General features: G+C 62.0%; 11 protein-coding genes. 3 read left to right on the forward strand and 8 right to left on the reverse strand.

Annotated elements, in window-relative coordinates; translation table 11 throughout:
- Window positions 1-18: 18 nt before the first annotated feature.
- From coq7 to hemJ, 6 genes are all read right to left on the reverse strand, one after another.
- Window positions 19-666, reverse strand: coding sequence for a 2-polyprenyl-3-methyl-6-methoxy-1,4-benzoquinone monooxygenase (coq7, locus tag PF66_RS30000; RefSeq protein WP_054057052.1), 648 nt, complete (start codon window positions 664-666; stop codon window positions 19-21).
- A gap of 262 nt (window positions 667-928) precedes the next feature.
- Complete coding sequence (locus PF66_RS30005) at window positions 929-1267, reverse strand: histidine triad nucleotide-binding protein (RefSeq protein ID WP_054056997.1); 339 nt, start codon at window positions 1265-1267, stop codon at window positions 929-931.
- Window positions 1268-1332: 65 nt separating this feature from the next.
- Window positions 1333-2121, reverse strand: a complete 789-nt coding sequence (locus PF66_RS30010) for an SDR family NAD(P)-dependent oxidoreductase (RefSeq protein ID WP_054056996.1) — start codon at window positions 2119-2121, stop codon at window positions 1333-1335.
- 122 nt (window positions 2122-2243) lie between these two features.
- Complete coding sequence (locus tag PF66_RS30015) at window positions 2244-3086, reverse strand: DUF805 domain-containing protein (protein ID WP_054064670.1); 843 nt, start codon at window positions 3084-3086, stop codon at window positions 2244-2246.
- Window positions 3087-3160: 74 nt separating this feature from the next.
- Window positions 3161-4132: an NAD(P)H-dependent flavin oxidoreductase gene (locus tag PF66_RS30020; protein ID WP_054056994.1), complete on the reverse strand. Its 972-nt coding sequence runs from the start codon at window positions 4130-4132 to the stop codon at window positions 3161-3163.
- Window positions 4133-4164: 32 nt separating this feature from the next.
- Window positions 4165-4596 (reverse strand): protoporphyrinogen oxidase HemJ, encoded by a 432-nt coding sequence (gene hemJ, locus PF66_RS30025; protein WP_054056993.1) that lies wholly within the window; start codon window positions 4594-4596, stop codon window positions 4165-4167.
- 134 nt (window positions 4597-4730) lie between these two features.
- Here hemJ and argC point away from each other — a divergent pair, with 134 nt between their 5' ends.
- Complete coding sequence (gene argC / locus PF66_RS30030) at window positions 4731-5765, forward strand: N-acetyl-gamma-glutamyl-phosphate reductase (RefSeq protein WP_054064671.1); 1035 nt, start codon at window positions 4731-4733, stop codon at window positions 5763-5765.
- A 169-nt stretch (window positions 5766-5934) separates the two neighbouring features.
- Window positions 5935-6285: an iron-sulfur cluster insertion protein ErpA gene (erpA, locus tag PF66_RS30035; RefSeq protein WP_017902852.1), complete on the forward strand. Its 351-nt coding sequence runs from the start codon at window positions 5935-5937 to the stop codon at window positions 6283-6285.
- A gap of 61 nt (window positions 6286-6346) precedes the next feature.
- Here the strand turns inward: erpA and PF66_RS30040 are convergent, their stop codons facing one another.
- Both PF66_RS30040 and PF66_RS30045 read right to left on the reverse strand, forming a co-directional pair.
- Entirely contained in the window at window positions 6347-7438 is a 1092-nt protein-coding gene (locus PF66_RS30040) for an anhydro-N-acetylmuramic acid kinase (RefSeq protein WP_054064672.1), read from the reverse strand.
- A gap of 3 nt (window positions 7439-7441) precedes the next feature.
- Window positions 7442-8860 carry a peptidoglycan DD-metalloendopeptidase family protein gene (locus PF66_RS30045; RefSeq protein ID WP_054064673.1) on the reverse strand — a complete coding sequence of 473 codons (1419 nt, stop codon included), beginning with the start codon at window positions 8858-8860 and terminating at the stop codon, window positions 7442-7444.
- Window positions 8861-9070: 210 nt separating this feature from the next.
- On the opposite strand from PF66_RS30045, the gene tyrS reads away from it, so the two are divergent.
- Window positions 9071-10270: a tyrosine--tRNA ligase gene (gene tyrS / locus PF66_RS30050; protein ID WP_054056989.1), complete on the forward strand. Its 1200-nt coding sequence runs from the start codon at window positions 9071-9073 to the stop codon at window positions 10268-10270.
- Window positions 10271-10424 lie beyond the last annotated feature (154 nt).

The raw sequence follows: 10424 nt of genomic DNA on the forward strand, positions 1-10424 counted from the left end.
CGCCTATGATCCGCCGGTTCAGATGCGGTAGGTGCTCTTGGTCATCACCTTGGCCAGCAGGCTCATGCCGAACTTCACCGGCGCCGGGAAGCGGAAACCGCCGGCATCGAGCGCCGACTCGGCATGGTGTTCCTCGTCGATGCGCATCTGTTCGAGAATCGCCCGGGATTTCTCGTCTTCGGCGGGCAGTTGTTCCAGATGTTCGTTCAGGTGCTTGCAGACCTGGTCTTCGGTCGCCGCGACGAACCCGAGGCTGACCTTGTCGCTGATCAGCCCAGCCACCGCGCCAATTCCGAAGGACAAGCCATAGAACAACGGATTCAGCACGCTCGGGCTGCTGCCCAGCTGGCGGATACGTTGCTCGCACCAGGCCAGGTGGTCGATCTCTTCCTCGGCCGCGTGCTCCATGGCTTCGCGTACGTGGGGCAGCTTGGCGGTCAGGGCCTGGCCCTGGTACAGCGCCTGGGCACAGACTTCACCGGTGTGGTTGATCCGCATCAGTCCGGCGACATGGCGGGTATCCTCCTCGCTCATCTGCGCTTCGGGCTGGACGATGGCCGGCGATGGGCGATACGGCTGGCCGCTGAACGGGAGCAGGGTGCGCATGGCGGCGTCGGCCTGCAGCAGCAGGCGGTCAATCGGCGAGTAGTGACGTTGGGTAGTCATGCTGACCTCCGGAGGAATCTCGGTCTGCAGTTTACCGCAATCCGGGGCGGAAGGTTTGAGCTGGGTCATCGGCTGGATGGCCGGGCAGCGGAAGGGTTTGTGTGGACTGGCGATCCCTGTCGCCAGCAAGCCGGCTCCCGCCATGATCGAGCCGCTCACGCATTCCCGGCAGGAGCAGGGCTTGCCCGCGAACAGGCCGGCAAGCCTTGTACCGATCTTGCGATCATCTTTGCCGGCAAACCTGCTCCAACAAGGAGGCGTATCAGCCCGGAGGCCAGTTCATCTGGCGCTGACCCAGCACATGCATGTGGATGTGGTAGACCGTCTGGCCACCTTTCTCGTTGCAGTTCATCACCACGCGGAAGCCTTCCTCGCAGCCCAGCTCCAGCGCCAGGCGCTGGGCGGTGAACAGGATATGCCCGGCCAGTGCCTTGTCGTCCTCGGTCAGGTCATTGAGGGTGCGAATCGGCTTCTTCGGGATCACCAGGAAATGCACCGGTGCCTGCGGGGCAATATCGTGGAACGCCAGGACCTGGTCGTCTTCGTAGATGATCTTCGCGGGTATCTCCCGGTTGATGATCTTGGTGAACAGAGTATCCACAACTGTTTCTCCATTTGCGTAGGGATGGGCCGGAGTCTGTCTGCTGCGGCCCGCGAGTTCAAGTGTCAGCGTGGGCAGTATGCCCGGGTAATCAGGCCGGCCAGTTTGCGCACCATCCAGCGGCTGCCCAGGCGCGGCAGGCGGGTGAGCCAGCGATTGCGCCAGCCGGGGATGATGATCGCGCGATTCTTGTCCAGGGCGCGTACCGTGTAGAGCGCGACTTCCTCGGGGCTCATCATCAGCTTGCTCTGCTTGAGCTTGTCGGCTTGCAACTGGGCGGTATCGAAGAAGGCGGTGCGGGTCAGGCCGGGGCAGAGCACCGAGACCTTGATCCCGGTTTTTTTCAACTCTTCGCGCAGGCCTTCGCTGAAGTGCAGGACGTAAGCCTTGCTGGCGTAGTAGCTGCTCATCCATGGCGCCGGGTGGAAGGCGGCGATCGAGGCGACGTTGAGGATCTGCCCGCCGCCCTGGATCGCCATCAGGTTGCCGAGGGAATGGCACAGGCGGGTGAGGGCGAGGATGTTCACTTCGATCAGGTCCTGCTCGGTACCCCAGTCCTGGGCCAGGAACGGGCCGCTGGTGCCGATACCGGCGCAATTGACCAGCAGATCGATCTGGTGCGCGCCTTCCTCCAGCTCCAGCAGGAAGCCGGACAGACGCAGCGGTTCGCCCAGGTCGCAGGCGCGGAACAGCACCTCGACGCCGAAGCGTTGGGTCAGTTCGATGGCAATGCTTTCCAGCCGATCACGTTGACGGGCAACCAGGATCAGGTTGCGACCGCGGCGCGCCAGGGCTTCGGCCAGGGCCAGGCCGATACCGCTGGAAGCGCCGGTGATCAGGGCGTAACGGGTCATGCAATTCTCCATGGCAACGGCGCCGGGCCTCGGGACAGGGAGGTCGCAAGGTCAGCGCTGTTTATTTTGCCGATAGTCTACAGGGGCCACGGTTGCTTGGCGCTGCTCTTGGCCTGGCTGGCCTAGATGTTCCTGATGCTGGCGGCTCCCAGTACGACGGTCAGGCTGATCAGGAAGACGAAGATACTTGCCAGAATCGAGAGCACCTTGACCGATGTGCTGTTGGGCGGCGGCGGAGCGCCGTACCGGTTGGCCGAGGCGTTGCCTGGGCAGAACAGCAGGATGAAGGGAAACACGTAGCCGATGAGGGGCACCAGCATGAGCAGCCAGAGCCAGCCGGACCAGCCGATATCGTGCAGGCGTTGTACGGCGATCTGGATGGTCAGGAGGAGGTAAAAAGCGGCGGCAACCACCACGACCAGGCCGCCAACGATCGCCGAGCCTCTGAGGATGGTGGTCAGAAGCATCAGCAGAACGAAGGTCACGAGTGCCGCCGTCATGCTCCACGCCAGATACCGCAATCGTCCGATCCGGCCATTGAGGCTGAACACCTTCAGCGGCCCGAAGGTGGGCAGCGTATCTCCAACCTGGGCGGCAGGTGGCGCGTAGGGTGAGTGCGACGGGTTGTTCTCTGGAGGTGGAACGTACCGTGACTGCGGTTCGCCGGCTGCGGGAGGCGGCACGCTGGCGGGCAGCTCGTTGACATCCGCCAGGCTCAGTTCGACGCTCGGTGTTTCCTCGACGATCCGTGCGTCGATCCCGGTGTTGCGCAGGGCTTGGAGATAGCTTTGCGCCTCGGTGGCCGAAAGGTCGCGCTTGAGCGCAATGGGGTGACCGTTGAAGAGCTTTTCCACGGAAGCCATGTCGCTCTTGAACAGTTCGGCAAGGTTGAATTGGGCGGTGGTCTGTTCCACGCCGGGCAGCAAGGTGCCATCGAATACGATCTTGAAGCGGGTGTTGCTCATTGGGCGTCCCTGTCTCGATACTGATGGATGGCGCCTAGTGTAGGCCCGCAAGATACTTGCAGGCCACAGCGGGCTCACGGGCGGGGCCAGTGTCCTGACAGTTGCGCCGCCCGGGATTGCGCCTGGCGGTACTCGTCGTCGAGTCGTGCGATCAGTTGGTCGATGCTCGGCAGGTCGTTGATCTCGCCAACGCCCTGACCGGCGGACCAGACGGTTTTCCAGGCCTTGGCTTCGTCATTGAGCGGCTTGAGCTTGCTGCCGAAGTCGACTTCGCCCTTGCCCTGCAGGGCGGCAAGGTCGAAACCGGCGTTTTCCAGGCTCTGGCGCATGAAGCTGGCCGGGACGCCCGAAACGGCGGCGGTGTGCACGATGTCGGCGGCATGCGACTTCAGCAGCATCTGCTTGTAGGCCTCGGGCGCATGGCTTTCCGTGGTGCCGATGAAGCGGGTGCCGAGATAGGCCAGGTCCGCGCCCAGCAACTGCGCGGCGAGAATCTCGTGGCCATGGTTCAGGCAGCCGGACAGCAGCAGTGTCTTGTCGAAGAACTGGCGGATTTCGGCGATCAGCGCGAACGGGCTCCAGGTGCCGGCATGCCCGCCGGCGCCGGCGGCGACTGCAATCAGGCCGTCGACACCGGCCTCGGCGGCCTTCTCGGCGTGACGACGGGTCGTCACGTCATGGAAAACCAGGCCACCGTAGCTGTGCACCGCGTCGACCACTTCCTTGACCGCACCCAGGCTGGTGATGACGATCGGCACCTGGTGTTCGATGCAGATCTGCAGGTCGGCCTGCAGGCGCGGGTTGCTGTGGTGCACGATCAGGTTGACGGCGTAGGGCGCCGGATTGTCCAGTTCCGCCAGGCCGCTTTCGATTTCCTCCAGCCAGGCCTTGAAACCGCTGCTTTCACGCTGGTTGAGGGCCGGGAAGCTGCCGACCACGCCGTTGCGGCAGCAGGCCAGGACCAGTTGCGGGTTGGAAATCAGGAACATCGGCGCCGCCACGACGGGCAGGCGCAGGCGTTGTTCGAGCAGGACGGGCAGCGACATGGGCGGTACTCCGGGAGTGACGGCTTATTGGCTTAGAACGGTCTGACCACGACCAGAATTACGATAGCCAGCAATATCACAACCGGTACTTCATTGAACCAGCGATAAAAGACATGACTGCGGGTGTTCTCGCCACGGGCAAAGCGCTTCACCTGGGCGCCGCACATGTGGTGATAACCGATCAGCAGCACCACCAGCGTCAGCTTGGCGTGCATCCAGCCACCCTGGGTGAAGTAGGCAGCGGGGTTGAGGCTGATCAGCGCGCCGCCGAAGATCAGCGTGGCGATCATCGCCGGGCCCATGATGCCGCGGTACAGCTTGCGCTCCATGACGCTGAAGCGTTCCTTGCTGATACTGTCCTCGCTCTGGGCGTGGTAGACGAACAGGCGCGGGAGGTAGAACAGGCCGGCAAACCAGCAGACGACGCTGACGATGTGCAAGGCTTTGAGCCAGAGATAGAGCATTTTTTTGATTTCCAGGTTCACGGTGGAACAAATAGTAGAGTCTCGAGCCTCCGCACGTCACCTTGACGGTTGTCGCAGGCCTGCGCGGGCCCTATTATCGAGGGCTTTCCAGTGGGTTCGTTGAGGGGCAGGTCATGGTGAAGGTCGGTATCGTCGGCGGCACGGGTTACACCGGTGTCGAATTGCTGCGTCTGTTGGCACAGCATCCGCAGGCAGAGGTGGTGGTCATCACTTCCCGATCCGAGGCCGGAGTGGCCGTGGCCGACATGTATCCGAACCTGCGCGGTCACTACGATGGCCTCAAGTTCAGCGTGCCGGACGTCAAGACACTGGGCGCCTGCGATGTGGTGTTCTTCGCCACGCCTCACGGCGTTGCCCATGCCCTGGCCGGCGAACTGCTGTCCGCCGGGACCAGGGTCATCGACCTGTCCGCCGACTTCCGTCTGCAGGATGCCGATGAATGGGCCAAGTGGTATGGCCAACCGCACGGTGCGCCGGCGCTGCTGGACGAGGCGGTCTATGGCCTGCCGGAAGTGAACCGCGAGAAGATCCGCCAGGCTCGGCTGATCGCTGTACCGGGTTGCTACCCCACCGCCACGCAACTGGGCTTCCTGCCATTGCTGGAAGCCGGCCTGGCCGACGCTTCGCGGCTGATCGCCGACTGCAAGTCCGGTGTCAGCGGTGCCGGTCGTGGTGCCAGCGTCGGTTCGCTGTATTCCGAAACCTCGGAAAGCCTCAAGGCCTACGCGGTCAAGGGGCACCGCCACCTGCCGGAAATCCGTCAGGGCCTGCATCGTGCCGCCGGCAAGGACGTCGGCCTGACCTTCGTGCCGCACCTGACACCGATGATTCGCGGCATTCACTCCACTCTGTACGCGACTGTGGCGGACCGCTCCGTCGACCTGCAGGCGCTGTTCGAGAAGCGTTATGCCAACGAGCCGTTCGTTGATGTGATGCCGGCTGGCAGCCATCCGGAAACCCGTAGCGTGCGTGGTGCGAACGTGTGCCGGATTGCAGTGCACCGTCCGCAGGACGGCGACCTGGTGGTCGTGCTGTCGGTGATCGACAACCTGGTCAAGGGCGCTTCGGGCCAGGCGGTACAGAACCTGAACATCCTGTTCGGCCTGGATGAGCGCCTGGGCCTGTCCCATGCCGGCATGCTGCCATAACCGCATCTTGCGATTCACCGAAAAGGCCCGCCATGCGGGCCTTTTTGCATGGTGCCTCGTGTAACGGGTTTATTGATATACCATAACAATAGTTGACCGCTTTTCTAGGAGAAGCGGATAATGCACGTCATCACGCATTATGGCGGCGTAACGCCGGGAGATAGTCAACATGAGCGTCGAATCCTTCACCCCCACGGCTTTGCTATTCACCCAGGGTGCCGCGCACAAGGTGAAGAGCCTGGTCGATGAAGAGGGTAATGATCGCTTGAAGCTGCGCGTATTCGTGACGGGCGGCGGTTGTTCAGGGTTTCAGTACGGCTTCACCTTCGACGAGGATGTGGCCGAGGACGACACCATCGTCGAGCGCGAAGGCGTCAGCCTGGTGGTCGATCCGATGAGCTTCCAGTACCTGGCCGGTGCGGAAGTGGATTACCAGGAGGGTCTGGAAGGTTCGCGGTTCGTGATCAAGAACCCGAACGCCACCACCACCTGTGGTTGCGGTTCGTCGTTCTCGATCTGACGGGTCTTCAAGCGCCTGATCTCAACGCCGCGAATCTTCGCGGCGTTTTGCCTTGTGGGGCTCAGGCCGGGTAGATCGCGCCCAGCACCCGCAAGCCGCGCGCGCCGGTCACACTGGGGCGGTTGGTCGGGATGCCCTCCAGGCAGCAGTGGGCGAGCCAGGCGAAGGCCATGGCCTCGACCCAGTCGGGATCTACGCCGTGGGTTGCGGTGCTGGCGACTTTGGCTTCGGGCAGCAGTTGGCCCAGCCGTGCCATCAGTGCCGCGTTATGGGCGCCGCCACCACAGACCAGCAACTGCTCGGTGCCTGTCTGGGCATGGGTCAGCGACTCGATGATGCTCTGTGCGGTGAGTTCGAGCAGTGTGGCTTGCACGTTCTCGGCGTTGTAGGTCGGCAGGCGCCCCAGGTGTTGCTTCAGCCAGTTCAGATTGAAGACTTCCCGTCCGGTGCTCTTGGGGCCGGTGGTCTGGAAGAAGGGGTCGCCCAGCAGCGCCTGCAGCAACTGCGGTTCGACCTGGCCGCTGGCGGCCCACTGGCCGTTGCGATCGTAGGTCTCGCCGCGCTGGTCTTGAATCCAGGCATCCAGCAGCACGTTCCCAGGGCCGCAGTCGAAGCCTGACACCGGCTTGTTCGGCTCGATCAGGCTCAGGTTGCTGAAGCCGCCAATATTCAGTACCGCGCAATTTGCACTGCGCTCCTCGAACAGAGCCTCATGGAAGGCGGGTACCAGCGGTGCGCCCTGGCCGCCGGCTGCCACGTCACGCCGGCGGAAATCACTGACGACGCTGATCCCGGTCAGTTCGGCCAGCAGCGCCGGGTTGCCGATCTGTACCGTGAAGCCGCGGGCCGGTTCATGGCGGATGGTTTGGCCATGGCTGCCGATGGCACGAATCGATTCGGGGGTGAGCGACTGGTGGGCGAGGAGGGCGTTGACGCCACGGGCGGCGAGGGTCGCCCACTTATGTTCGGCTATCGCGGCCCGGGCGATTTCATCCGGGCCGCTGGCGCACAGGCCGAGCAGTTCGGCTCGCAGTGCGTCAGGCATGGGAGTGTAGTGGGTGGCCAGCAATTGGATGCCGCTGCCCAGCTCGATCAGCGCGATATCCAGCCCATCCAGGCTGGTGCCGGACATCACGCCGATATAGAGCGCCATGGTTCAGCGCTTGGCCGAAGCGAGCTTGGTGGCCTTTTCCTGGTCCATGCGCGCCATCAGCGGCTGGCTCTGTTGCAGGAAGCGGGCGCGCTCGGATCTGGCGATCGGGTCGGCCATCGGCAGTTTCTGGCTCAGCGGGTCGACGTGCACACCGTTGACCTGGAACTCGTAGTGCAGATGCGGGCCGGTCGACAGACCGGTGGTGCCGATATAACCGATCACCTGGCCCTGCTTGACGTTGCTGCCGGTCTGGACGCCCTTGGCAAAGCCCTGCATGTGGCCATAGAGGGTACGGTAGCTATTGCCGTGCTGGATGATCACGGTGTTGCCGTAGCCGCCGCGACGCCCCGCCAGGATCACCTTGCCGTCGCCCGCTGCCTTGATTGGCGTACCACGTGGGGCGGCGTAGTCGACGCCCTTGTGGGCGCGGATCTTGTTCAGGATCGGGTGCTTGCGGCCCATGGAGAAGCGCGAGCTGATGCGGGCGAAGTCCACTGGAGTACGGATGAAAGCCTTGCGCATGCTGTTGCCGTCGGCGGTGTAGTAGCTGCTGTTGCCCTGCTTGTTGGTGTAACGCACGGCGGTGTAGGTCTTGCCGCGGTTGGTGAAGCGGGCGGACAGAATGTTGCCGGTGCCGACGGTCTTGCCGTTGACCACTTTCTGTTCGTAGATCACCTCGAACTCGTCGCCTGGGCGAATATCCTGGGCGAAGTCGATGTCGTAGCCGAAGACGCTGGCCATCTCGCGGGTCAGGCTGTGGGGCATGCCGGCGCGTTGGGCCGAGAGGGACAGGGAGCTGTTGATCACGCCATGTACATAGGCCGACTGGACGGTTGGCTTGGTGACCACGCGATTGAAGGTGAAGCCTTTCGGGCCCTTGGTCAGGGTGATGGTTTCCAGGTCGCTGACCTTGCTGTGCAGGTTGTTCAACTGGCCGTCGGGGCTCAGTTCGAACTCCAGTTTCTGGCCGTGCTTGAGCTGGGAAAACTGCTTGGCCTGCTTGTCGCTGGCCAGCACTTCATGCACGGCTGCAGCAGGCAGGCCGACCTTTTCGAACAGGGTGGAGAGCGTGTCGCCACGGGCAACGGTCACTTCGCGGTGACCGGGTGCCTTCTTCTCTTCCACGGCAGGTGCAGGCTCGCTTTTGGCGGTGTTCTTGCTGTCATCGTCGCTGTTTTCGATCTGGGCGAAAGGCGATTCATTGCCTTCATTTGTGGCCTGGTCGAGTTCTACAGCGTCTTTGTCTTGTGTCAGTTGAGCAGCGGGACTTTCCAGTTCAAGGCTCAGGGTCGTTTTCTTGGCTTCGACATCGCTGGATGGAAACACCAGCAGTGCCAGGCTGAGGAGGGCGGCGATACCACTTGCGGCCAGCAGGTGGGTCTTCGGATAAAGCGGCGGCGCTTTAGGCGGTTCTGTGCTCATGAGTGATTTGACTTTGAAAAAGATGAATTGGAAAAGATGAATGACATGATGAAGATGAAATAACTGTATAAAATATAACCAAAACATCTCTGAAGCAAGTCTGTCATGTGCAGGCAGGCCCTGGCTTGGCCGTACGCCGGGCAAAACTTGTAATTGGGCTGCGATCTTGTATGGTTGGTTCCCTTTGAATCTGAGCCTTGCAGGTTGGTTATGAAGTCGGTTGAAGAGCAGCTAGCGCTGATCAAGCGTGGTGCGGAAGAGTTGTTGGTCGAGTCGGAACTGGTCGAGAAGCTCAAGCGCGGCCAGCCGCTGCGTATCAAGGCTGGCTTTGACCCGACGGCGCCGGATCTGCATCTGGGTCATACGGTGCTTATCAACAAGCTGCGCCAGTTCCAGGATCTGGGTCACCAGGTCATTTTCCTGATCGGCGATTTCACCGGCATGATCGGTGACCCGAGTGGCAAGAGTGCTACGCGTCCGCCGCTGACTCGCGAGCAGGTGCTCGAGAACGCCGAGACCTATAAGTCCCAGGTATTCAAGATTCTCGACCCGGCCAAGACCGAGGTGGCGTTCAACTCCACCTGGATGGACAAGATGGGGCCGGCGGACTTCATTCGCCTGACTTCGCAGTACACCGTGGCGCGTATGCTCGAGCGTGACGATTTCGACAAGCGCTACAGCTCCAAGCAGCCGATCGCGATCCATGAGTTCCTCTATCCGCTGGTGCAGGGCTATGACTCGGTGGCGTTGCGGGCCGATGTCGAGTTGGGCGGTACCGACCAGAAGTTCAACCTGCTGATGGGGCGTGAGTTGCAGCGTTCCTATGGGCAGGAGGCGCAATGCATCCTCACCATGCCGCTGCTCGAAGGTCTGGACGGTGTGAAGAAGATGTCCAAGTCCCTGGGTAACTATGTGGGTATCCAGGAAGCGCCGGGTGTGATGTACGGCAAGCTGGTATCGATCCCTGATGCGCTGATGTGGCGCTATTTCGAACTGTTGAGTTTCCGTTCGATGGATGAGATCAATCAGTTGCGCAAGGATGTCGAGGGCGGTGCCAACCCGCGGGATATCAAGATCTTGCTGGCCGAAGAGATCGTTGCCCGTTTCCATGGCGAGGAGGCGGCGGCCAATGCCCATCGTGGCGCGGGCAATCGTATGAAGGATGGCGAACTGCCGGACGATCTGCCGGAGATCGAGTTGGCAGCGGCCGAAGATATGCCGATCGCTGCGATCCTCAACAAGGCGGGCCTAGTCAAGAACTCGGCAGTCGCTCGTGATCTGTTGGGTTCCGGTGGTGTGCGGGTGGATGGCGAAGTGGTCGATCGTGCGTTCGTCTTCAAGCTGGGGGCTACCCATGTCTGCCAGGCCGGCAAGAAGGCATTTGCCCGGATCACCCTGAAGTCCGAGTAATTCGCGTTTCCGTGTCAGGCTCAAAGAAGGCCGGCCCCTTGGGGCCGGCCTTCTGCTTTTTGCTTTTATAGGAGTCAGACAGCAGTTCAGGTTCCTGCTCCGGTATCTGTGGGCGTTTTGACCTTTATGACAGAAATCTGAAAATAACGGTTGA

Source organism: Pseudomonas asplenii, assembly GCF_001293465.1.
Taxonomy (GTDB): Bacteria; Pseudomonadota; Gammaproteobacteria; order Pseudomonadales; family Pseudomonadaceae; genus Aquipseudomonas; species Aquipseudomonas fuscovaginae_B.

Coding starts and splice junctions, on each gene's coding strand:
- erpA (WP_017902852.1), top strand. CDS start 5,935: ATGAGCGTCGAATCCTTCACCCCCACGGCTTTGCTATTCACCCAGGGT.
- PF66_RS30040 (WP_054064672.1), bottom strand. CDS start 7,438: ATGGCGCTCTATATCGGCGTGATGTCCGGCACCAGCCTGGATGGGCTG.
- PF66_RS30020 (WP_054056994.1), bottom strand. CDS start 4,132: ATGTCGCTGCCCGTCCTGCTCGAACAACGCCTGCGCCTGCCCGTCGTG.
- argC (WP_054064671.1), top strand. CDS start 4,731: ATGGTGAAGGTCGGTATCGTCGGCGGCACGGGTTACACCGGTGTCGAA.
- coq7 (WP_054057052.1), bottom strand. CDS start 666: ATGACTACCCAACGTCACTACTCGCCGATTGACCGCCTGCTGCTGCAG.
- PF66_RS30010 (WP_054056996.1), bottom strand. CDS start 2,121: ATGACCCGTTACGCCCTGATCACCGGCGCTTCCAGCGGTATCGGCCTG.
- PF66_RS30015 (WP_054064670.1), bottom strand. CDS start 3,086: ATGAGCAACACCCGCTTCAAGATCGTATTCGATGGCACCTTGCTGCCC.
- PF66_RS30045 (WP_054064673.1), bottom strand. CDS start 8,860: ATGAGCACAGAACCGCCTAAAGCGCCGCCGCTTTATCCGAAGACCCAC.
- hemJ (WP_054056993.1), bottom strand. CDS start 4,596: ATGCTCTATCTCTGGCTCAAAGCCTTGCACATCGTCAGCGTCGTCTGC.
- tyrS (WP_054056989.1), top strand. CDS start 9,071: ATGAAGTCGGTTGAAGAGCAGCTAGCGCTGATCAAGCGTGGTGCGGAA.